Annotated in this window: 16 protein-coding genes and 1 pseudogene; 2 read left to right on the top strand and 15 right to left on the bottom strand. The window is 59.9% G+C overall.

Features of this window, described 5'->3' with window-relative positions:
• Positions 1 to 33 precede the first annotated feature (33 nt).
• The 4 genes from RBI05_RS02885 to RBI05_RS02870 all read right to left on the bottom strand — a co-directional run bounded on the left by RBI05_RS02885 (position 34) and on the right by RBI05_RS02870 (position 5,041).
• A complete protein-coding gene (locus tag RBI05_RS02885) occupies positions 34 to 1,170 on the bottom strand; it encodes a zinc-dependent alcohol dehydrogenase (protein ID WP_150458515.1) in 1,137 nt (378 codons plus the stop codon).
• A gap of 134 nt (positions 1,171 to 1,304) precedes the next feature.
• Positions 1,305 to 1,829 (bottom strand): cysteine hydrolase family protein, encoded by a 525-nt coding sequence (locus RBI05_RS02880; RefSeq protein WP_150458514.1) that lies wholly within the window; start codon positions 1,827 to 1,829, stop codon positions 1,305 to 1,307.
• 78 nt (positions 1,830 to 1,907) lie between these two features.
• Complete coding sequence (locus tag RBI05_RS02875; RefSeq protein WP_310550053.1) at positions 1,908 to 4,574, bottom strand: CHASE3 domain-containing protein; 2,667 nt, start codon at positions 4,572 to 4,574, stop codon at positions 1,908 to 1,910.
• 95 nt (positions 4,575 to 4,669) lie between these two features.
• Positions 4,670 to 5,041 (bottom strand): DivIVA domain-containing protein, encoded by a 372-nt coding sequence (locus RBI05_RS02870; protein ID WP_150458512.1) that lies wholly within the window; start codon positions 5,039 to 5,041, stop codon positions 4,670 to 4,672.
• A 173-nt stretch (positions 5,042 to 5,214) separates the two neighbouring features.
• Here RBI05_RS02870 and RBI05_RS02865 point away from each other — a divergent pair, with 173 nt between their 5' ends.
• Positions 5,215 to 5,781: a TraR/DksA C4-type zinc finger protein gene (locus tag RBI05_RS02865; RefSeq protein WP_310550052.1), complete on the top strand. Its 567-nt coding sequence runs from the start codon at positions 5,215 to 5,217 to the stop codon at positions 5,779 to 5,781.
• 78 nt (positions 5,782 to 5,859) lie between these two features.
• On the opposite strand, the gene RBI05_RS02860 is transcribed toward RBI05_RS02865, so the two are convergent.
• The 3 genes and pseudogenes from RBI05_RS02860 to hrpB form a co-directional block, all read right to left on the bottom strand.
• On the bottom strand, positions 5,860 to 6,225 hold the full coding sequence (locus RBI05_RS02860; RefSeq protein WP_150458510.1) for a helix-turn-helix transcriptional regulator: 366 nt from the start codon (positions 6,223 to 6,225) through the stop codon (positions 5,860 to 5,862).
• Positions 6,226 to 6,702: 477 nt separating this feature from the next.
• Positions 6,703 to 7,218: pseudogene (locus RBI05_RS02855) on the bottom strand (general stress protein); the annotation flags it as partial.
• A 156-nt stretch (positions 7,219 to 7,374) separates the two neighbouring features.
• A complete protein-coding gene (hrpB, locus tag RBI05_RS02850) occupies positions 7,375 to 9,891 on the bottom strand; it encodes an ATP-dependent helicase HrpB (protein WP_310550078.1) in 2,517 nt (838 codons plus the stop codon).
• A 187-nt stretch (positions 9,892 to 10,078) separates the two neighbouring features.
• On the opposite strand from hrpB, the gene gluQRS reads away from it, so the two are divergent.
• A complete protein-coding gene (gluQRS, locus tag RBI05_RS02845) occupies positions 10,079 to 11,065 on the top strand; it encodes a tRNA glutamyl-Q(34) synthetase GluQRS (protein ID WP_310550051.1) in 987 nt (328 codons plus the stop codon).
• An 85-nt stretch (positions 11,066 to 11,150) separates the two neighbouring features.
• Here the strand turns inward: gluQRS and RBI05_RS02840 are convergent, their stop codons facing one another.
• The 8 genes from RBI05_RS02840 to smc all read right to left on the bottom strand — a co-directional run bounded on the left by RBI05_RS02840 (position 11,151) and on the right by smc (position 21,510).
• Positions 11,151 to 11,537 carry a DnaJ family domain-containing protein gene (locus tag RBI05_RS02840; protein ID WP_310550050.1) on the bottom strand — a complete coding sequence of 129 codons (387 nt, stop codon included), beginning with the start codon at positions 11,535 to 11,537 and terminating at the stop codon, positions 11,151 to 11,153.
• 122 nt (positions 11,538 to 11,659) lie between these two features.
• The gene (locus tag RBI05_RS02835; protein WP_310550049.1) at positions 11,660 to 12,469 is read right to left on the bottom strand and encodes an SDR family oxidoreductase; all 810 of its coding nucleotides are present in this window, start codon (positions 12,467 to 12,469) and stop codon (positions 11,660 to 11,662) included.
• Between the two features lie 112 nt (positions 12,470 to 12,581).
• A complete protein-coding gene (locus RBI05_RS02830) occupies positions 12,582 to 13,445 on the bottom strand; it encodes a transglutaminase family protein (protein WP_310550048.1) in 864 nt (287 codons plus the stop codon).
• Positions 13,442 to 14,395 (bottom strand): alpha-E domain-containing protein, encoded by a 954-nt coding sequence (locus RBI05_RS02825; protein ID WP_310550047.1) that lies wholly within the window; start codon positions 14,393 to 14,395, stop codon positions 13,442 to 13,444. The genes RBI05_RS02830 and RBI05_RS02825 overlap by 4 nt, the downstream gene beginning before the upstream one ends.
• 33 nt (positions 14,396 to 14,428) lie before the next feature.
• Positions 14,429 to 15,892: a circularly permuted type 2 ATP-grasp protein gene (locus RBI05_RS02820; RefSeq protein WP_310550046.1), complete on the bottom strand. Its 1,464-nt coding sequence runs from the start codon at positions 15,890 to 15,892 to the stop codon at positions 14,429 to 14,431.
• 361 nt (positions 15,893 to 16,253) lie between these two features.
• Positions 16,254 to 17,246: a signal recognition particle-docking protein FtsY gene (gene ftsY / locus RBI05_RS02815; protein ID WP_150458502.1), complete on the bottom strand. Its 993-nt coding sequence runs from the start codon at positions 17,244 to 17,246 to the stop codon at positions 16,254 to 16,256.
• Positions 17,247 to 17,289: 43 nt separating this feature from the next.
• Positions 17,290 to 17,874, bottom strand: coding sequence for a GNAT family N-acetyltransferase (locus RBI05_RS02810; RefSeq protein WP_150458501.1), 585 nt, complete (start codon positions 17,872 to 17,874; stop codon positions 17,290 to 17,292).
• A gap of 66 nt (positions 17,875 to 17,940) precedes the next feature.
• Positions 17,941 to 21,510, bottom strand: a complete 3,570-nt coding sequence (smc, locus tag RBI05_RS02805; protein ID WP_310550045.1) for a chromosome segregation protein SMC — start codon at positions 21,508 to 21,510, stop codon at positions 17,941 to 17,943.
• Positions 21,511 to 21,534 lie beyond the last annotated feature (24 nt).

The raw sequence follows: 21,534 nt of genomic DNA, 5'->3' as shown, positions 1-21,534 counted from the left end.
TCATTCTCCAGCCGGCCTTCGCGCAGATGCGAGTTACGGCTTCAAAATGACCTTGATGCAGTCTTCTTCCTTCTTGCTGAACACCTCGTAAGCGTGTTCGGCGCGGGACAGCGGCACCCGATGGGTGATAATGTCCGTCGGATCGAAGATGCCTTCCTTCACCATTTTGTAGAGCTGAGGCATATAGTGAATAACGGGGGCCTGGCCCATCTTCAGCGTAATATTGCGCTCGAACAGATGCCCGAGCGGGAACATATTGTACATCAGACCATAGACGCCGATAAGCTGAATTGTCCCGAACTTGCGCACCACGTCGGCGGCGATGCGGATCGCGCCGAGCGAGCCGCCTTGAAGCTTCAGCGTAGTCTCGACCGCTTCCACCACCGTCTTCTTCGCGTCCAGACCGACGCAGTCAATGACAACGTCAGCTCCGCCGCGGGTAATTTCCTTCAGATGCGATTCCAGGTCCTTCACTTCGTCGAAGTTGAAGATTTCCACGTTGTTCGTTACCTTCGCATGCTGCAGGCGATACGGCACATTGTCTACGGCGATGACGCGCGACGCGCCCTTCAGCCAGGCGAATTTCTGCGTCATCAGACCGACCGGCCCGCAGCCCAGAACAATGACCGTATCCCCCTGCTTCACCCCGGCGTTCTCCACGCCCCACCAGGCGGTCGGAATGACGTCAGAGAGGAACAGCAGCTTCTCGTCTTCCATCTCCGCATCCTCCGGCACGACAAAAGGACCGAAGTTGCCGTACGGAACGCGCAGCAGCTCGGCTTGACCTCCGGCATATCCGCCGTAGGACTCGGAGTATCCCAGGAACCCGCCCGTGTCCTTGGCTTCATTGGCATGGTCGCATTGGCTCTCCATGTCGTGCTGGCAGAAATAACAGTGGCCGCAGGCGACATTGAACGGGATAATGACCCGGTCGCCCTTCTTGACCTTGGTAACTTCCGGTCCAATCTCTTCCACGATGCCCATCGGCTCGTGGCCGATGACGTAATCCTTGTACATTCCCGGGATATTGCCGTTATAGATATGCAAGTCCGAACCACAGATTGCGGTGGAGGTTACCCGGATGATAATATCATCCTTCTTCTCGAGTTTGGCGTCGGCGACGTCTTTTACCTCAACGCTCTTCTTGCCTTGGTAAGTTACGGCTTTCATAAATAGCTCTTCCTCCTCCGGAAAAGTAGGTAATATCATGCCGGTACGCCGAAATTGCGCACTAGTATGTTATAACCCCAAATCCGGCCGGTTTATCCAGCCCGCCCTTAAATCTGTTGCACGGGTCTTCGAAATTACCATTCAATCTCGGCTGCCCGGGCCAGATTCGCGAACCGGCCTCCTCCGAGAATGCCGTTGTGATGACGGACGATCTCTTCGCCGGTCATCCGGCCGTTGCCAAAGGTGCTGTGGCCGTCTTCCACCAGGGTAACCCGGTACCCCAGGCTGAACGCCCGTCGGGTGGTCGTATCCACGCAGAATTCGCTCTGCATGCCGGCCACTACAAGATGATCGACACCCAGAGCGCGCAGCTTGTCTTGAAGTTCGGTCTTGTAGAAGGAATCGCAAGCGGTCTTGTTCACGATCGCCTCCCCGGGCTGCGGATTCAGGCGGGCGCTGATCTCCCAAGTCGGCGAGCCTTCCGCGAATTCCTCTTCTTCGGTATGCCGGACGAACACGACCGGAACGTTAGCCTGCCGCGCACGGCGGAGCAGCAGCAGAATCCGCTCCATTACGCCTTCCTCATCGAACAGCTTCTCATCCGGATACGAGAACATGGCTTCCTGGACATCGATCAGCAGCAAAGCGGATTTCCCCAACTCCGACTCCCCCTTTTCGCATGGTACCTCTTCCATTCGTATTCATTATAGCAGAACGGTCCGGGTGGCAAGCAAAAATTAGGCTTCCGCCATCAGCTTGCACATCAGAGCCAGCAAATCCGGAATCTGCACCGGCTTGGCAAGAAAATCGCTGGCACCGGCTTCGAGGCATTTCTTCCGATCCTCCACGCTCGTCTTGGCGGATACGGCTATGATCGGCAAGTTATGACGCAGCAGCTCTTCCCGCAGAATGGACAGCGTATCGTAGCCATCCAGGCCAGGCATCATGATGTCCAGCAGAATCAGATCAATCGACGGTTTCTCCCGGACCATCTGCAGACATTCATAGCCATTCTGGGCCACCAGCACGGTCATGCCAAAAGACCCCAGCGCCTGCTGCATGGCGAATATATTCCGCAGGTCGTCGTCCACGACAAGCACAGTCCGCCCTTCCAGACAGCGTTCATACCGCGATCTGGCTTCGGCTGTCAGTCCGGCCAGCGCCGGCGAGGAATCCCGGCTTGCCTGCGGCGCCTCTTCTTCTCCTGCCGCCGATTCCGCATAGCCGATGTCCTCCCCTTCTTCCAGCCACTTCTCGTTGCTGGGCAGGTACAGGGTGAACACACTACCCCGTCCTTCCACGCTGTCGAGCGTAATGACGCCTCCGAGAAGCTCGGCCAGCTGGCGGGAGATGGACAGACCGAGTCCCGTTCCGCCGTATTTCCGCGCCGTAGACCCGTCGGCCTGGCGGAACGCTTCAAAAATGTGTTCCCGGTTCTCACGTGAGATGCCGATTCCCGTATCGGCAACGGCAAAGCCGATGACCGTTCCGCTCGCCGGCTTGCCGGAATCCGGAAACGATTCGCTCCGGAACAGGCGCAGCGACACCGAGCCTTCTTCGGTGAATTTCAGCGCATTGGACAGCAGATTCTTAAGAATCTGATGAAGGCGCAGACCGTCCGTGACCATCAAGTCGGGAACATTCCCTTCCCGTATAACGGAGAAGGTCAATTTGCGTTTCTCCGCAAGCGGCCCGAACGTGCGCTCCAGCACGACCGGAAGCTCTGTCAGATCGACAGGGCCGGGATCCAGCTGCATTTTACCGGCTTCCATCTTGGAGAGGTCGAGGATGTCGTTGATCATCGCCAGCAGCTCGCTGCCCGATTCATAGATTACATTCGCGTAGCCCAACTCTTCCTCAGACATCGAACCGGCCCGGTTCTCCGTCAGCAATTGAGACAGAATCAGCATGCTGTTGAGCGGCGTCCGCAGCTCGTGGGACATATTCGCAAGGAACTCCGTCTTGTAGCGCGAGCTCTGCCGAAGTTCGATATTGCTCTGCTCCAGGCGGGCAGCCGCATTCTCGGCAACCTGCTTCTGCTTCTCCAACCGTACATTCAACTGGCTGAGCTCGCGGGCTTGCGACTGCAGCTCCTCGGACTGGGTCTGAAGCTCCTCGGACTGGGCTTGCAGCTTCTCGTTCATGTTCTGCGACTCTTCGTACAGCCGGAAGAGCTGCATCCGCGTCATGGAGGAATTGACGGCAACTGCGAACACTTCCAGGAATTGACCGAGAAGCTGGAACTGATGCGCCGACCATTTGGTAATCGAGGCCAGTTCAACCACACCGACCGTGTAGCCTTCAAAAACAATGGGTGCGATAACATCCTGTCTCGGCGCCGTTCTGCCAAGCCCCGAGCGAACGGTCAAATAATCGTCCGGCAGATTCTCCAGAACCAGCATCCGCTGATCGGCGGCCGCCTGGCCAAGCAATCCTTCTCCGAACGCCGCGCTGGCGGCAGGAAGCTCCTCCGCTTCTTCGGCTCCGCCTGCATATACCGCTTTGCGGACCAGCAGCGGCCTGCTCTCTTCCGCAATATAGACGGCTCCGTACTGGATTTCGAGCGCCAGAGCCGTATTCTGCAGGAAACTCCGGCTCAGCACGGACACATCGCTGCTCTCCTGAAGCTGCATGGACAGGGCATTGACCTGTTCTACGCTGTGCCGTTCCCTCTCCATTGTATCCAGCAGGCGGTTGGTCGCCATCGCCAGATCGCAGATTTCATCCCGGGTCCTTACTTCAATCCGCTCGTCGATATCGCGCCCGCCGGCAATCCGGTCTACGGCTTTTATCACCCGTTTCAGCGTTCCGACCAGGCTGTTGGAGATCACGAGAGCGGCCAGCACAGCCGCCGCCGCTACAAGGGCCCACAGCACATACATCGTAATCAGCAGGCGGCGGTTGCCTTCCTTCAGATTGACGATGCGATCTGCCGTAAGCTCCTTCTCCGTATCCCGGAAATACTGAGCCTGGGAGCGGATCTGGTCGATCAGCGTTTTGCCGACGTCGTTATTGCGGAAGAACGCCTCAACCTCGGCGTCGTTCCCTTCCTGCTTGAGATCGACGACATATTGTCCCGCTCGTTCAATCCACAGTTCGATATTCGCCCGAATCTCCTGGAGATTGCGAAGCTGGTCGTCATTGCCGGAGATAAGCCGGACGAGCTTGGAATAATTGATCTTCCAGTCCGTGATCCCTTCATTGAAAGGGCTCAAATAACGCTCATCTCCCGTAAGAGCGTAGCCGCGCTGACCGGTCTCCATATCGAGCACATTCTTCTCAATCATGTTGGTGAGATCATGAACCTCAATGTCGTGATCGCTGATCACAACCGTCTCCTGCTCCAGACTGGAGATCCGTCCCGACACAATCAGCAGGAACAACCCCAGAAGAAGGAGAATCATCAAGTAGCCCGCGGCGATTTTGCCGCGGATCTTTATCGACCAACGTCTTCCGTTAATGAGAACCTCTCCTTCCGCCCGGCCGTCTTCAACCGCTCCTAGAGCATCGGAGCCCGCTGAATGCGGCTCTTGAGCTGCCTTACGTTCTCTTCCAGCCGCAGCACGGTTTCTTCCAGCTCGGCCGGATCAATTCCCTGGACGACAGGCGGCTCCGGCTTGGATTCAGCTTTCAGTTCGCGCAGCGTAATCTGCTGCTCCTGCCATTTGTCCATCAAATCGGCAATTGTCGCATAGAAGCGTTCATAATCCTTGATGACGCTGTCGAGGAACGTATCCACTTCTTCCGGATCGTATCCGCGCAGCTTCAAATTGAACTCCTTCTCATGGATAGTGAGCGCATCGAGCGCAATTCCAAGCTGGCTGAACAGCTTTCTCTGCTTGTCCAGCCGGCGTTTCATATGTTCATCCATTTCTGTCCGCTCCTCACGATGTAGACTGTATATGTCGGCCAAACTTATTATAACAGGCGCCGGAGGCTTAGGAAATACAGCCTTGCCGGGAAGGCCGCTGATTGCCGCCGGTCCGATTCGGGTAAGGAGACTATAAACCGAACCCTACTCCGAACAAGAAAGGAAGACCGGATATGAGCCACTTGAGCGACACCCAGCTCTCCCAATTGAAGAAACAGCTGCTCGAACGCAGGGACGAGCTGACGCAGCATTTTGAACAAAACGATGAAGAGAATACCCTGCTGGGCGATTCGCTCCGCGTTTCGACCGGCGAGCTGTCCGCTGCCGACAACCATCCTGCCGACGTCGGAACCGAGACCTTTGAACGCAGCCGGGATCTCGCGATCAATGAGAATCTGATCCGGGAACTGTCGGAAATCGACGCCGCGCTGGAACGAATGGACGAAGGAACTTACGGAATCTGCCAGGCAAGCGGCGAAGAGATTCCGTTCGAGCGTCTGGAAGCAATTCCGTGGACGGCCTATACCGTCGAACACACGCCGGTGCGTGAAGTATCGGATGACCGCCCGATTGAGGAACAGGTCATGACCCGGCCGCCAAGCGGGGCCGGAGAAGGACGGCAGGAGCACAGCGGCCGCTTCGACGATGCCCAGGCTTGGGAAACCGCGGAAGAATACGGCAACTCCGATTCTCCCGCGATGGCGGCCAAGCGGGATGTCAAGGACTATAACGATCTTTAATATCGGCTCCGTTACCGAGCCTGACGGCCTTTCGTCTCCGGATGAAAGGCTGTCTTTGTGTCGGTTGCGGCGCTTCCTTCACGGACCGTAATTGTCGGCAACTGCCTTGTGAAGCAGTCCCAGGCAGCGGTCCAGGTCGGTCTTGATCTGTTTCTTGTAGAGCTTCGCTTTCTCCTGTCCGTCCGGCGTGAAGTGGTACAACACAATCTCCTGGAAATCCACCTTGGGGTCATTCCCTTTGAGCTGCTTTGTCCGGTACAGGATACCCTGCTGAACGAGTTCGTGCAGCGCGCGGTATACTTCACTCTGGGGCGGAGAGTAGCCGTAATTCTTGAAGTCTCTCCGCAGGTCCTCCAGCATTTGGTACCCGTACCCCTGATGGCGTTCGACCAAGGTAATCAAATAGACTTTAAGGAAGGCCCGTTGTGCGATCATAAAAGCCAAACCACTCTCCCCCTTCTTTGGTAATGTCGTTTCTTTTATCTAATCATTGTTTCGCAGGATTCACAATAGCCGAAGAGAACCTCTTTTTCTGGAACCTGTGTTTGTCGGAGCTTAAATGTATGGATTTGTGTGAATGACCAAGGGAGAGGGTTGTCGGATAGTTATTCTATTGTGAATTTTTCATATTTTGAAATAAGAGAAATTGGGTTCGGTAACCGGCACCGCCGCACAAAAAAACAGCCGGCTCTCTGCAGAAAGCAGAAAGTCAGCTGTCTTTTCCAAGAAGATTGCGGCATCTGCCCAATTCTCTTCTTAATATCGGTTCCGGTCCACGTCATCCGGATTGACGGAGGCATTCATCGCTCCCCGGTTCCCCAGCGTGTTGCCGGCCATCGTCTCGTCCTGAACCAGCCCCGGATTTGTCGGGCCCCGATCCGTAAGCGGCGTACCGGTTCCGGCAGCCATCCCCGGCGTATAGGCCGGGTCCTGATCGATAGGCGCGTACCGGTCCGCATTCAGCGATCCGTGGGTGCGGAAGACGTCATACACCTGGCGCTCCCCGCTCTTGTCGTCCACCAATACCAGTATTTTGCCGTTGTCCACATAGCTCTCGTATTCTTTCGCTTCATCTTCCGGAATGCCGAGTCCGATCAGGCCTCCGACCAAGCCGCCCGCTCCGGCGCCCACCGCAGCGCCGGTCAGCGCCGCCGCAATCGGACCGGCCGCGAGAATCGGGCCAATGCCCGGGATGGCCAGAGCGCCGATGCCCGCCAGCAGGCCGGCTACGCCGCCGACCACACCGCCTGTCGCTGCGCCGGTGGCTACGCCTTCCGGCGCCATCGTTCCCGTCTCCTTCGTTATTTCACGGAGATCATCGCGCTCGCGCGTCACCACCGAGATGTCGTCGCTTGGTACTCCTTTGGCCTGCAATGCCTGAATGGCATGGGTAGCTTCCTGTTCCCTGTCGAATACACCTACAATTTTTCTGGTCACGTCAATCGACCTCCTTCAGAGTTGGGGTTACGTTACCATATTACCCTTGGAACGCATCCTCTAACCTGACGCCGGCCTGACGGCCGGAAGGAAGAATACGGGTACCGATGATCGGAGGCCCTCCACCGCAGCAGCCGGCCCGCCTCCGCGCTTCGTTTACAATCTCGGCTTGACTCTGCTCGTCGCCACCGCTTCGGTCGGGTCATCCGGCCAGTAATGCTTCGGATAGCGGCCCTTCAGGTCCTTCTTGATCTCAAAGTAGGCGGAAGCCCAAAAGCTCGCCAGATCCGAGGTGACCTGAACCGGCCGTCTGGCCGGGGACAGCAAATGCAGCACCACCGGCACCCGGCCTTCCGCCAGCCTCGGGGTATCCTGCTGCCCGAACATCTCCTGGAGACGGACGGCCAGCACCGGAGCTTCGGGATCGCTGTAATCGACCGGCACGCGCGAGCCGCTCGGCACCGTGAGATGCGTAGGCGCCTCCCGGTCCAGCCGCTGGCGCTGCTGCCAGTCCAGTCTGCCTTCCAGCGCCTGTCTGAGCGGAACCCGCTGCAGGTCGCGCAGCGAACGCATGCCGTCCAGATACGGAAGCAGCCATTCCTCCATCCCGCTGAGGAGCGCTTCGGGACTCATATCCGGCCAATCCGGCACATGCCGGGCCATGAAGGCCATGCGTTCGCGAAGCTGCGTTGTCGCTTTATCCCAAGGCAGCACTTCCAGTCCCTCTCCGGAAATCGCCTCCAGCAAGGCCCGCGAGGTCTCTTCCGCCGTGGGCTGCTCATGGGTAGCTTCTTTCAGGACTAGCTCTCCGAGAAGCACGCGCCGTCTGGCGCGGACGCTGGCGGTCTGCCGGTCCCAGTACACCTCGCGGACTTCCCGCAGCTCGCCGGCATGATGCTCCAGCAGGTCCGCTTCCGAGACCGCGGCGGCGAGCTGGATCCGGCTCTGGGTGCCCTGGTCGTCGACGGCAACGGCGACCACGTATGGACTGCGCGCCAGCGGCTGTCCTTCGTTCATGGCTGCGCCGCGGCCGCCTGACAGCAGGAAGGCGCCTTCTCCGCGGCGCTGGCCGATGCGGTCCGGGTAGGCGAAGGAGAGCAGCAGCCCGCTCAGGGCGGGGTCTTCCTGCCGCTTCTGCGGCGGCAGGTCTCCCGCGGCGGCGCGAAGCTGCGCTTCCAGCCGCCGGGCCGTGCGCTCTGCGGCCCGGAGCGCAGCAGTGTCTTCGCCGCCGGCGGCCCAGCCGGCGGCATCCCGGCGCAGCAGCGCCTCCGCGCGCAGCGTAAGGTCGCTGCCGGCGCCGGCAGCGGCGGGACCCCGCAGGAGGTCCCGCTCCTGGAGCAGCGCCGCCAGCCGGCAGGCGAGCGGAGCCGCTCCGAGCTCGGCGGCGCGCAGCAGCATATGCGCTATGCGCGGATGCGTCCCGAGCGCGGCCATGCGGCGGCCGTGCGGCGTCGCCCCGCCGGCGGCGTCCAGCGCGCCGAGGCGGCGCAGCAGCTCGCCGGCCTGGGCGAGCGGCGCGGCCGGCGGCGCGTCCAGCCAGCGGAGCTCGGCGGCATCGCGGACGCCCCATACAGCCAGCTCCAGCGCAAGCTCGGCCAGATCCGCTTCGCGGATTTCCGGCTCGCTTGCTTCCTTGAGCCGGGCATGCTCTTCCTCGCTCCAGAGCCGGTAGCATACGCCCGGCGCGGTCCGCCCGGCGCGCCCTCGCCGCTGATCGGCGGACGCCCGGGATACGGGAAGAGTCACAAGCCGCGGCATGCCGGTCCGCGGCGAGAAGACCTGGGTGCGGCGCAGACCGGTATCCACCACGCCTCGCACGCCCTGGATCGTCAGGCTCGTCTCGGCGATCGAAGTCGCAAGGACAACCTTCCGTCTTCCTGCAGCGGCCGGAGCTACCGCCGCCAGCTGCTCCTCCTGGCGCAGCTGGCCATAGAGCGGATACACGTCCGTGCCCGCAGGAAGCGGACCCGTCTCCAGCTCCCGCCGGAGACGGTGAATTTCCCGCTCGCCCGGCAGAAAGACCAGTACATCCCCGGGCTGTTCGCCCAGCGCGCGGCGGACGGCGTTCGCGGCCGCCTTCTCCGGGGCCAGTTCCCGACCGGCAGCCACATAGACCGTCTCCACAGGGAACGTTCGTCCCGGACAGGTAATCACCGGCGCCCCGCCAAGGAGACCGGCCACGCGCTCGCCGTCGAGCGTCGCCGACATAACCAGCAGCCGAAGGTCATCCCGAAGCACGCTCTGCGCTTCCAGAGCAAGCGCCAGCCCAAGGTCGGCATGCAGGCTCCGTTCATGGAATTCATCGAAGATGATCAGCCCGACTCCCTCCAGCCCCGGGTCGGATTGGAGCATCCGGGTCAGCACGCCTTCGGTCACGACCTCGATCCGGGTCTTTGGGCCCGACCGGGTATCGAGCCGCATCCGGTAGCCCACCGTCTCTCCGGCCTTCTCGCCGAGCCGTCCCGCCATATAGACGGCGGCCGAGCGTGCTGCGAGGCGGCGGGGCTCCAGCATCAGAATCTTAAGCCCCTTCAGCCACGGTTCATCCAGCAGGGCAAGCGGCGTCTCCGTCGTCTTCCCTGCGCCGGGTTCGGCGATCAGCACCGCGGAAGCGGAATGGTTCAAGGCTTGTTTCACATCCGGGAGAACCCGGGCAATCGGCAGTTCGGTCATGCTTACTTCGTTCTTGCTCACTTCGTTCATGCTTACCTCGCTTCTCCTCGGATTGCGGTCAGCGGGCAACAATCCTTCGCCCGTTCCGTCAGCTTCTTCTATATTCTCTATTAAATCAGGATCGCTCTCCGCTTGGCAATCTCCGGGACGGTCCGTTACAATGAATAGCGTCAAGGAGGTTAATCCGATGTTCGTCCAACCCTGCACGTCCGGCCTCCCCCGGGGACGGTTCGCACCTTCGCCGTCCGGGGATATTCATATCGGCAACGCCCTGTCGGCGCTGCTGTCCTGGCTCCAGATCCGCCGCAGCGGCGGAAGCTATATTTTGCGGATGGAAGATATTGATGCCGCCCGGTGCCGCCCCGAATACGCCCGCCGCATCCCCGGGGACCTTCGATGGCTCGGCCTCGACTGGGACGAAGGCCCCGATATCGGCGGACCGTTCGGGCCCTATACCCAGAGCGAACGGATGGAACTCTACGAAGAGGCCCTGACCCGGCTCTCCGCACGAGAGCGGCTCTATCCGTGCTTCTGCAGCCGCCACGATCTGCTTCAGGCAGCGGCGGCTCCGCACGGCCTGTCCGCCGAAGGGCCGGTCTATCCCGGAACGTGCCGCCGGCTCTCCGCCCAGGAGCGGTCGCTGCGGGCCGCCGTCAAATCGCCTTCTCTCCGGTTCGCCGTTACGCAAGGGGAGCTGACCTTTGCGGACGGAATCGCCGGCAAGCAGACGGTGCAGCGGGCTGACGGAGGAGACTTTGTCGTCCGCCGGGCCGACGGTATCCCTTCCTATCAGCTTGCCGTCGTCGTCGACGATGCTCTGATGGGAATAACCGAGGTGCTGCGCGGCTTCGACCTGCTCGACTCCACCCCGAGACAGCTGATGCTGTTCGAGGCGCTCGGCTGGTCCCCGCCAAGATATTCGCATTCTCCGTTGCTGATCGGTCCGGACGGGCGCCGCCTGGCCAAACGCCACGGCGGCATTACGCTTGCGGAGCTGCGGGAGTCGGGGGTGAAGGCCGAGCGGGTTGCCGGCTGGCTGGCCTGGGTGTCGGGCTTGCTTGAAGAGCCCGAAGAGCGGACTCCCCGCGAGTTGATCGCATTTTATGATCAGAGCCGGATCGCCCGGCAGAGCATTACGGTGACGCCCGGTATGCTCGCCTGGCTTACGAACTGAATGCCGGGTCCCGGATTCCGGCTCAGGGCAGCAAGGACCTGGCCTCCGCCGAGCGGAAGCCAGGTCCCTTTTATCTTTTATTCTTCTACTCTTCCCCTTCCAGTCTCCGCCGCACCTGTTCCCCGTACATCGCATACGCAGCGCCTTGATCCAGGCCGCGTTCCCGCAGCAACTCCTGCAACCGCAGTCTTTTGCCCGTCAGATTCCGCTTCAATTCCGCGCGCCGGTCGTCCTCGCCGTCCCGGCATGCAGCCAGCAGCTGTTCCAGCGAAGCGCACTCCGCGCGAAGAGACAACTCTTCCGGCAGTACCCCGGCATTCTTCAGCAGCTTGTAGGCCATTCTTAATTCTTCCGGCACCCCGGCAAGGTCTTCCAGCTCCAGCGGCTGGCCGCTGCCCGGCAGATGATCGAACTGGCCCTGCCGCATCGCTTCCTGAATTCGCTGTTCCGCCAGCCAGGACATTCCCTCCATGAACATCTCCTCCCGCCATCTTGCTCTTATCCGGTAATTGTATCATACCCGGCCCGGGGAACAGCAATCGCCCTTCCGCAGGATGCGAAAGGGCGATTGTAGAGATGGACGACGGTCGGAACTCAAGTCAGCAGCGACTCGGCTCCGTCAATGACAATCTGCGCGCCGGTGATGTGGTTGGAATCGTCCGAAGCCAGAAAAGCAACCAATCTCGCAACATCCTCCGGCTTGCCCGGACCGTCGGCCAGCGGCTGCTGCCCTTCCGGGAATTCGATCGGAATGGTGATAGCGTCCAGCTCCTCGATCGGCTCTGTCGTCTCGTCGATGTTGGTCGAAATGGCGCCCGGCGAAATGACGTTGACCCGGACCTTGAACTTGGCCAGTTCCAGTGCCGCCATTTTGGCAAAAGCGACCTGCCCTGCCTTGGTCGTGCTGTACGGCGACCAGCCGAAGCTCGTGAACCGGCGGTTGCCGTTGATCGAGCTTGTAATGATGATGCTGCCTTTGCCTCTGGCTTTGAGATGAGGAATGGTATATTTCAGCGAGAGAAACGTTCCGGTAAGGTTGATGGACAATGTGCGCTGCCAGTCTTCGACGCTAAGGTCCTCAATCGGACCGATGGAGCCGTTAATTCCGGCATTCGCGAAGACGATGTCGATTCCGCCGAAATGCTCGACCGTCCGTCTAACGGCCTCTTCCATCCGGGCGGGATCGGATGTATCCACATCGACGGCAAGCGCGCATCCCTCTCGCATCTTGTTCAGCTTTCGTTCTACTATGGACGTGCGATCATTCACAAGATCGAACAGAGCGACATTGGCGCCCTCCCTGGCCAACTGGATGGCCGCTGCTCGGCCGATTCCCGAGCCCGCACCTGTGATAATAGCTGTTTTACCGGCAAACCGAAGCTTAGACTGGACATTGGGGCTCATGAATACCTCTCCTTTCATACGGCTGTGGGATGGTAACAACTCATTTCCTGTCTCAAGATTACCCACTTCCGTACCCTTTATAATCACCCCGAGGAACAAGATTCATCCCGGCCTAATCCAGGCGGCATACATCCACTTTGACCTCCAGCCGTCCCCCCCCGCCCCGGTATACGCCTTTGACCGGAACGATATCTTTGTAGTCCCGGCCGTGGCCGAGCTTCACATAGCGCCAGTTCACCTCGGTGTTGTTCGTCGGATCGAAGCCCAGCCAGCCTGTCCCGGGAATATGCGTCTCCACCCAGGCATGCGAAGCCTGCTCGAAATCGGCGTTCCCTCTCTGCAGGTCCCCCACAAAATGATACCCGCTCACATACCGGGCCGGCATGCCTACGCTCCGGCAGACTGCGATCATCAGGTGGGCGTAATCCTGACAGACCCCCCGTTTGAGCTTCAGCGCTTTTTTGACCGTCGTATTGACGCTGGTCGCTTCGGGATCATAGGTGAACTGTTCATAGATCGTGGAGGACAGCTTGCGCGCCCACTCATAGAGGTCATAAGCTTCACTGAACGGATGCTGGGACGCGAACTCCACCAGTTCCGGCGTCACCTCCGTATACCGGGTCGGAAGCACAAATTCGATATAACGGTTCTGGAATTCCTCTCCGTGCATCACCCGAAGCTGCTCCTCCAGCTCCAGCCGCGGCAGATCGGCCCCCTGCTCCTTGTCCACCGTTACCACGGTCGCCCGCGTGCGGATGACCATTTCCGTGTGCGGCTTGTTGACCGAGTACGCGTGGACGCGGTTGCCGAAGAAATCCTCGTAGGTCAGCAGGTGGGCGGGCGGGTAGACCTCGACCTCATGATGATAACAGGACTGGCGGTAATTCGTCCGGGGGGTCAGCCGGATCTCATTGACACTGTCCGTAACCGGCTCGGGGTACGTATACCGGGTCGTATGATGGATCTGAATCTTCATGCCCGGACCCCCTCATGGCGAAAAAAAGCGCCTTCCACCGTCCGGCCCAGCCGGGCGATGGCGTTCATCATCGCGGCCAGCACGCCGTCGACCCGCTCCGGCTCCAGGTCCTCCTTCTCCATATAGTCAAGCTGCGCCCGCAGCTTGCCGGTCTGCCGGATCACCCGTTCACTGCCGGCAGACCGTCCCTCCGTCTCCAGTTCCAGACCGTTCAGATGCTCCTCCAGCATGCGGAACGCATAGCGGACCGACCGGGGGAAGGCTCCGTTCATAATCAGGAACTCCAGGATGCATTCGGAGGATACGGCGTCGGCATAATACTTTCGGAAGGCTTGATAGCCGCTGACCGATTTCAGCACCGCCTGCAGGCGCGGATAGATGGCATTCGGGTCCTTCCCGCCGCAGTAGCCGGTCACGTCCGTCAGAATCCGGACCGTATTCTCCGCCCGTTCCAGAAAGCGTCCGCTCTCGATCATGCGCCATTCGTTGCCGCGCAGCATGACTGACATTTCCGCCCCCATAAACGTAGCCGCCCGTTCCTTGACCTCCTGATAGAAGGCATGCGGACCGTTCATGATATCGGCAACCGAGCGTTCCTCCAGCCACAGATTGAAGCTGTTGGCAATGTCCCACAGCTCGCTCGGTAGCTGCTGCCGCAGCGTCCGCAGATTGTTGCGGGCCTGGTGCACACAGGAGAAGATCGAGTTGGCATTTCCGAGGTCCAGCGTAATGAACGCCAGCACATCCCCTTCCGAGAAGCTGTCGAATTGCTTCAAGTAATCACTGCGGGCCCCGAGCGCGTCAATGAGTCTTGACCACCGGCTGCCTTCCTCCGTGAAATCTTCTTCCTGCTGAATATGATAATGCACATCGATCAGACGGGCGTGATTCTCCGCTCGCTCCATGTACCGTCCGATCCAGAATAAAGCCTCTGCGTTCCGATTCAGCATCTCGCCACTCCCTCGTCCTCAGATTGTGCTGCTTTAGGCCAGAACCCAGGTATCCTTGACGCCGCCTCCCTGAGAAGAATTGACCACAAGCGACCCTTCCCGCATAGCGACCCGGGTCAATCCGCCCGGAATGACGTGGGGCTTGCGGTCCGCGCCCATCAGGACAAAGGCCCGAAGGTCAATATGCCGGGGCTGCATTACTCCGTCCGTCAGGACGGGAGCGCGGGAGAGCGACATGATCGGCTGGGCGATATAGCGGTCGGGCTCAGCCAGAATTTTCAGCCGGAACTCTTCCTTCTGCTCCCGGGTCGCTTCGCTGCCGATCAGCATGCCGTAGCCCCCGGAGAGGGAGGTCTCCTTGATGACCATCTCCTCTATATGCTCCAGTGCCAAGCGGCGCTCCTCCGGACGAGAGAGCACATAGGTCGGCACATTGGGAAGAATCGGCTCTTCGCGCAGATAATAGCGGATCATCTCCGGCACATACGTATACATTGCCTTGTCATCGGCCACCCCGGTTCCGGGAGCGTTGGCAATCGCAACATGGCCCGCCCGGTAGGCGTTCATCAGCCCTGCCACGCCGAGCAGCGAATTCGGCTGGAAGGCCAGCGGATCGATATAATCGTCGTCGATGCGCCGATAGAGCACGTCCACTTTGCGGAGGCCGTTCATGAATTTCAGATAGACCTTATGGTCCTGGACCACCAGATCGCGTCCTTCTACCAGATGGATTCCCATTTGCTGGGCCAGGAACGCATGTTCATAATAAGCGGAATTGTATTCGCCCGGTGTCAGCAGCGCAATGACAGGATCGCCGGAGCGGGATGGCGACAAACTGCGGAGCACGGACAGGAAGCGGTTAAGACTGTGATCCACATCCCGGATAGAACTGGACAGCGATAATTCGGGGAACAGCTGGTTCATCAGCGAGCGGCCCTTGAACAGATAAGAGAAGCCGGACGGGGTCCGCAGATTATCCTCAAGCACATAATAGCGGCCGTCGCGGTGGCGGATCAGATCGATTCCCGAAGTCGTGATGTAGGAGCCGCCGGGTACGCGGAGTCCGGCCATTTCCGGCCGGAAATACACATTGGAGAGAATGAAGCGTCTGGGAATGACGCCGTCCTTGACGATGTACTGCTCATGGTACACATCATGAATGAAGAGGTTGAGTGCGGTAATCCGCTGGACAATGCCGGCTTCGAGCGTATCCCACTCCTGCCGGGAGATAACGCGGGGTATCATGTCAAAAGGGATCGTTCGCTCCATCGGCTGATCCTGGGCCGGATTGTACAGCGTGAATGTGATGCCTTCCTCCATCATCCTGCGCTGGATCTGACGCTGCTTGGCCTGAAGTTCCTCCGGGCTCATCCCGGCGAACATCCGGTTAACCGGGCCATAGTGCGGACGAACACGGCGGGCATCCGCGAACATTTCGTCATAATAATCTTGCAGCGGGTATGGAGACAGACCAGGTAGAGGGTCCAGTTTGGACATAAGCCCGACTCCCTTCGACAAGTGTTAGGTACAATAACACATTAGCTGAAGATTTGGAACTAAACTTATTTCCATCATACGTAAACCTTATTGTTCATGTCAATATACTTAACAATCATTTTCACATTTATAAACTCCGCATTGAAGGCGGCGTGGACAGACGGAAGGGGCATACTGAATGGTATGCGCGGGGCGGGCGGGATATTCCGGGTTTGATGTTCTTTTGTGAATTTTTCATATGTTGAAGGATGACGTTAATATTGATGAAAAAGTGAAAAAGCGGCGGGAACTTTCGTTCCCGCCGCCTTCTCCATCTGCCGGCTGCCTTACGGCCCCCTGCAGTCTTTGGTCTTCTGCCCGCTCAGTCTTCGGTCTTCTCTTCTTCCGGAATCAGACCCGAGAACAGCGCATGCACGAACTGCTGCGAATCGAACGGCTGCAGATCATCGATCTTCTCGCCGAGGCCGACCAGCTTGACCGGCAGGTTCAATTCCTGGCGAATGGCGATGACAATCCCGCCCTTGGCTGTGCCGTCCAGCTTCGTCAGGACCAGCCCGGTTACGCCGCTCTTCTCGCCGAACAGCTTCGCCTGGCTCAGCGCGTTCTGTCCGGTTGTGGCATCCAGCACCATCAGCACTTCATGCGGCGCTCCCGGAATCTCGCGCTGAATCACGCGGTAGATCTTGTTCAGCTCTTCCATCAGATTGTTCTTGTTCTGGAGACGTCCTGCCGTATCGCAGATCAGAATATCGACGTTCCGCTGCTTCGCCGCCTGGACGGCATCGTACATCACCGCCGCCGGGTCGGAGCCGGACGATTGCTTGATTACATCGACGCCGGCGCGCTGTCCCCACACTTCAAGCTGCTCGATGGCGCCGGCGCGGAACGTATCTCCTGCAGCCAGCAGAACCTTCTTGCCCTGCGACTTGTAACGGTGGGCCAGCTTGCCGATCGTAGTCGTCTTGCCGACGCCGTTGACGCCTACGAACAGGATAACCGTAATGCCGTCCGGATTCTCCCGAAGCGCTACATTGTCGTCCCCGCGCAGCAGATCCATCAGCATGCTGGACAGAATCGGCTGCAGCTCGGCCGCATCCTCGATCCGCTGCTTCTTCACTTCGGCGCGCAGATCTTCGACCAGCTTCAGCACCGTGTTCACTCCGACATCGGCGCCGATCAGAATTTCTTCCAGTTCTTCGTAGAATTCTTCATCAATCTTCTTACGCCGGATAATGAGATCGGATACTTTCTCGACCAGACCTTTGCGGGTCTTCTCCAGCCCGTCCCGGAACTGCTTCGTTACACTCTCGGTCTTCCCGGCAATGCTCTCTTTCAATTTGCGAAAAAAGCTCATGGTAACCTCCCTGTAAATGGTATAACGGCTCCGCTACCGGCTTTCATCCTCTGTCTGGATCTTTGTCCGGATCCAGGCTGAAACGAAGCGGAATTTCACGAACCTTGCGAATCCAGATCAAATGGTGGTGTCCCGGGCCCCAGCGGTCATTCAGCACCCGGTCCGGTTCGCCGAATTTGCGGGTCCACAGCTGCTGGGCCCGCGGGTACCCGCTGTCGAAGCAGAACTGCTCGATGCCTCTTCCCAGCATAGCCAGAAGCACCGCATTCCAAAGCAGGGAACCGATTCCCTTGCCTTGGTAATCGGGATGAATCAATGCGCCCCCCACCTCGGTGAGGCCGGCTGCTTCCTCTCCGAGCACTTCGGCAATAAGCCCCTTGCCGGGTCCGAACTGCATCGTGCCGACCAGCTTGTCGCCGTCCAGCGCAAGCAGAAACAAGCGCTCCTTCCCGCCGCTCGCGAGATCGTCTTCAAGCAGGCCTATCTTCTCTTCCACTTCGGCTTCCATATCCGCCGCCATATGAGATAAGCCTTCGCGTGCAAACGTATCCTCAATGACCAGCCGGAAGAATTCCTGGAGCGCCGGCAGGTCTTGAGGCTCCGGTCTGCGTATCCGGATAGATGGCATTCAGCTTCCTCCTCTACGGATCGGTCTGACAGCCGTTCAGTCTGACAACCGTTCAGGTCTAACCGATCAGGCGATAACGGCTTCTTCGTCCTCCAGTCTCACGGAGACCAGCTTGGACACGCCGCCCTCTTCCATCGTCACGCCATAAAGCACATCGGCCTCTTCCATGGTTCCTTTGCGGTGGGTGACCACGATGAACTGCGTCTGCTCCGAGAATTCGCGCAGATACTGCGCGAAGCGGACGACATTCGCCTCATCGAGCGCTGCCTCCACTTCATCCAGCACACAGAAGGGAACCGGCTTGACCTGAAGAATGGCGAACAAGAGAGCCATTGCGGTCAGCGCCCGCTCTCCGCCGGAGAGGAGCTGCAGGTTCTGCAGCTTCTTGCCGGGCGGCTGGGCGACAATGTCGATCCCGGTTCCGAGCATATCGTCGGGATCGAGCAGCAAGAGGTCGGCCCGGCCGCCGCCGAACAGCTTGCTGAACACTGTTCCGAATTCACGGCGGATGGCATCGAAGGTCGTTTTGAACCGTTTCGACATCTCCTCCTCCATCTCGCGGATGACCTGGTACAGCGTTGTCTTCGCTTCCACCAGATCGTCCTTCTGCTCGCTCAGGAAGGTGAAGCGCTCATGCACGCGCTGATACTCCTCGATCGCGCCGAGGTTCACTTCTCCGAGCGCGGAGATGGACCGGCGCAGCCGCTGCACCTCCGCCTGTGCCTGCGGCACATCCTCCGGCACCGGATAGCGCTGCTTCGCCAGTTCATAGCTCAGCTCGTATTCATCGCTCAGCTTGCGAAGAATATTGTCCAGCTCGACATCCAGACGGCCGACGGCCACCTCGGTTGCCCGCAGCCGCTCCTCGACGGAGCGCAGCGCCTGGCGCTGCTCGCGCGTCTCGTTCTCCTCCGTCTCCAGCCGCCGGGTCAGCGAAGCCCGGGCCGCGCGGGAGAGGTCCAGCTTCGAAGCAGCTTCTTCCTTGCGCAGGCGGAACGTATTGAGGTCTTCGACCTGCTTCACCGCTTCGGCGGCGTTGGTCTCCAGATCCTGCTCCATCGTCGCCAGCAGATTCCGGTTCTGGCGCAGCTCCCGGTCCTGGGAGCCGGCATCCTGACGGAGTCTGCGCAGCTGCTCCTCCAGCGAGAAGATCTCCTGATCCAGCTTGCCTTCCGCCACCTTCATGCCCGTCAGCTTGCCCTGAAGCTCTTCCTTCTCATTCTCGCTCGCCTTGCGGGCGGATTCGGCGAGCCGGATCTCTTCATGGGCCTGCTTCTCTTCCGCCTCCAGCCGCTGCAACTCGGACGCCGCCGCCTCTCGCGCGGCGGCAAGCTGCTTCAGCTCGTCCTCGAAGCCGCTCTTCTCCGCTCCGGCGCTGTCCGCCTGCTCCGTTACGAGCCGCAGCTCCTGTTCAAGCTGCTTCAAATCCCCGGCTGCCCGCTGCTCGTCCAGACGCTTCTCGTCGCCGTCCTGGCGCAGCTTCTCCATAAGAGTGTTGGCCTTGTCCTGTTCGGCGCGCAGCCGGGCCAGCGCTTCCCGCAGCTTCGACACCTGGGCCTCGGCGTCCTTGATCTCGGCCTCCAGCTGTTCCAGCTGGCGCTTGCGGCCCAGAAGGCTGCTGTTCTTCTTATGCTGGCTGCCGCCGGTCATCGAACCGCCGGCATTCACTACATCGCCCTCCAGCGTGACTACCCGGTAACGGTACTGGCAGCGGGCGGCGATCCGGTTCGCCTGCTCCAGCGTTTCGGCGATCACCACATTGCCGAGCAGACTGCCGACAATGCCGGCGTACTTCGGGTCATGGCCGACCAGATCGGCCCCGATCCCTACGAAGCCCTCTGCCCCTTCCACAAGCTGGCGGTCGCTCGCGCCGATCTGCCGCGGACGGATAACGTCCATCGGCAGGAAGGTCGCCCGGCCTAATTGGCGCTGCTTCAGAAAAGCGATCGCCTGCCGGGAGACCGACTCGTTGTCCATGACGATATGCTGCTGCGAAGCGCCGAGCGCCGTCTCCAGAGCCAGTTCCAGCTTCTCGGGCACGGCAATCAGCTCCGCGACCGCGCCCTGCACGCCCGCAAGCTGGCCTTTACGCGATGCCTTCAGCACTTCTTTGACGCCCAGCATGAAGCCGTCGAAGTCGTCCTGCATTTCCTTCATCGTCTCCAGACGGGAGACGAGCGCTTCCCGCTTTTGCTCCCACTTCCGCAGACTCGCGCCGCTCTCCTCCTGCAGCTTGTGCCGGGCGGAGATCTTCTCGCTCTCCGCAATGTAGGCGCTGCGCAGCTTGCCGAGCTCTGTTCCGAGCTCTTCGATCAGCTTGCGCCGCTTGTCCCGTTCCAGCGTCAGTTCCCGCAGGCGGGAGCTCCACTTGCCGCTCTCTTCCTCACTGCGGTTCATCCGCCGCTCCAGATTCTCCTTCTGCTGGTCGGCGTACCGGATTTCATTGCGCGCCTGCGCCATCCGGTTCATCAGGTCGAGCAGACCGCTCTTGAGAGTCTCCTCCCGGTTCTGGCTTAATCCCCCGGCCATTCCGGCCAGCCGTTCTTCCTCCGCCGCAATCTCGCCACGAAGCGTCTCCAGCCGTCCCCTGGCTTGTGCCAGGCTCGTCTCCAAGGCCGTCAGCTCGCGCAGTCTGTCCTCGGAGCGTTCTCCTACAGAGCCGAGCGCCTGCAGCAGCTGCTCCCGGTTATTCTCCAGATGGCGCCGCCGTTCTTTCAGCAGTTCACCGTAGCCTTCGCTCTTCTCGTAGGCTTCGCTGTACCGCAGAAGCTGTTCCTGCAGGCGTTCGATCTCTTCCTCCAGCTTGCGGAGCTCGGCCCGGCCGCTCTCCAGCTTCGCATCGTGTGCCGAAACGACCGTCGACAGCTCCAGCTGCTCCCGGCCGAGGACCTCCAGCTTGGCGCTGCCTTCCTGCCAGGAGGCATGAATTCCTTCAATCTGATGCACGTATACCGAAATCTCCAGCCGCTTCAGCTGTTCCTTCAGTTCCTTGAAGCGGGCTGCCTTCTCGGACTGCTCCCGCAGCGGACCGATCTGATCCTCGAGCTCGCTGACCAGGTCGTGAATGCGGAGCAGGTTCTGCTCCGTCTCATCCAGCTTGCGTCCGGCGTCCCGGCGCCGCGATTTGTATTTTACAATTCCGGAAGCTTCCTCAAAGATACCACGCCGGTCTTCCGAACGCGTACTCAGAATCTCTTCAATCCGGCCCTGTCCGATAATCGAATAGGCTTCCCGGCCGATCCCCGTATCCATGAACAGCTCGGTAATGTCCTTCAGGCGGCAGGCCTGCTTGTTGATCTGATATTCGCTCTCTCCGCTGCGATGCACCCGGCGGGTGACCGTCACCTCGCTGAAATCGAGCGGAAGCGTATGATCTTCGTTGTCCAGCGTCAGCGATACTTCGCCGTAATTGACGGCCTTGCGCGCGTCGCTTCCCGCAAATATAATGTCTTCCATCTTGCCGCCGCGCAGCGATTTGGCGCTCTGTTCCCCCAGCACCCAGCGGATGCCGTCGGAAATATTGCTCTTGCCGCTGCCGTTCGGTCCGACGACCGCTGTAATGCCGCGTACGAACTCCATCTCCGTCTTGTCCGCGAACGATTTGAAGCCCGCAAGCTCGATCCGTTTCAAAAACATACTGTCCCTCTCACCTCTGAACCG

Source organism: Paenibacillus glufosinatiresistens, from assembly GCF_031470375.1.
Taxonomy (GTDB): Bacteria; Bacillota; Bacilli; order Paenibacillales; family Paenibacillaceae; genus Paenibacillus_AQ; species Paenibacillus_AQ glufosinatiresistens.
The sequence above is the reverse complement of the archived record's forward strand: the minus strand, read 5'-3'. Positions and strand labels throughout refer to the sequence as shown.

What these genes read in the sequence shown, in the direction of transcription:
- RBI05_RS02810 (WP_150458501.1), bottom strand. Translation starts at nt 17,874, where the DNA reads ATGCCATCTATCCGGATACGCAGACCGGAGCCTCAAGACCTGCCGGCG.
- ftsY (WP_150458502.1), bottom strand. Translation starts at nt 17,246, where the DNA reads ATGAGCTTTTTTCGCAAATTGAAAGAGAGCATTGCCGGGAAGACCGAG.
- RBI05_RS02885 (WP_150458515.1), bottom strand. Translation starts at nt 1,170, where the DNA reads ATGAAAGCCGTAACTTACCAAGGCAAGAAGAGCGTTGAGGTAAAAGAC.
- RBI05_RS02865 (WP_310550052.1), top strand. Translation starts at nt 5,215, where the DNA reads ATGAGCCACTTGAGCGACACCCAGCTCTCCCAATTGAAGAAACAGCTG.
- RBI05_RS02875 (WP_310550053.1), bottom strand. Translation starts at nt 4,574, where the DNA reads ATGATTCTCCTTCTTCTGGGGTTGTTCCTGCTGATTGTGTCGGGACGG.
- RBI05_RS02825 (WP_310550047.1), bottom strand. Translation starts at nt 14,395, where the DNA reads ATGCTGAATCGGAACGCAGAGGCTTTATTCTGGATCGGACGGTACATG.
- RBI05_RS02835 (WP_310550049.1), bottom strand. Translation starts at nt 12,469, where the DNA reads ATGAGCCCCAATGTCCAGTCTAAGCTTCGGTTTGCCGGTAAAACAGCT.
- RBI05_RS02820 (WP_310550046.1), bottom strand. Translation starts at nt 15,892, where the DNA reads ATGTCCAAACTGGACCCTCTACCTGGTCTGTCTCCATACCCGCTGCAA.
- smc (WP_310550045.1), bottom strand. Translation starts at nt 21,510, where the DNA reads ATGTTTTTGAAACGGATCGAGCTTGCGGGCTTCAAATCGTTCGCGGAC.
- RBI05_RS02840 (WP_310550050.1), bottom strand. Translation starts at nt 11,537, where the DNA reads ATGGAGGGAATGTCCTGGCTGGCGGAACAGCGAATTCAGGAAGCGATG.
- gluQRS (WP_310550051.1), top strand. Translation starts at nt 10,079, where the DNA reads ATGTTCGTCCAACCCTGCACGTCCGGCCTCCCCCGGGGACGGTTCGCA.
- RBI05_RS02830 (WP_310550048.1), bottom strand. Translation starts at nt 13,445, where the DNA reads ATGAAGATTCAGATCCATCATACGACCCGGTATACGTACCCCGAGCCG.
- hrpB (WP_310550078.1), bottom strand. Translation starts at nt 9,891, where the DNA reads ATGACCGAACTGCCGATTGCCCGGGTTCTCCCGGATGTGAAACAAGCC.
- RBI05_RS02870 (WP_150458512.1), bottom strand. Translation starts at nt 5,041, where the DNA reads ATGGATGAACATATGAAACGCCGGCTGGACAAGCAGAGAAAGCTGTTC.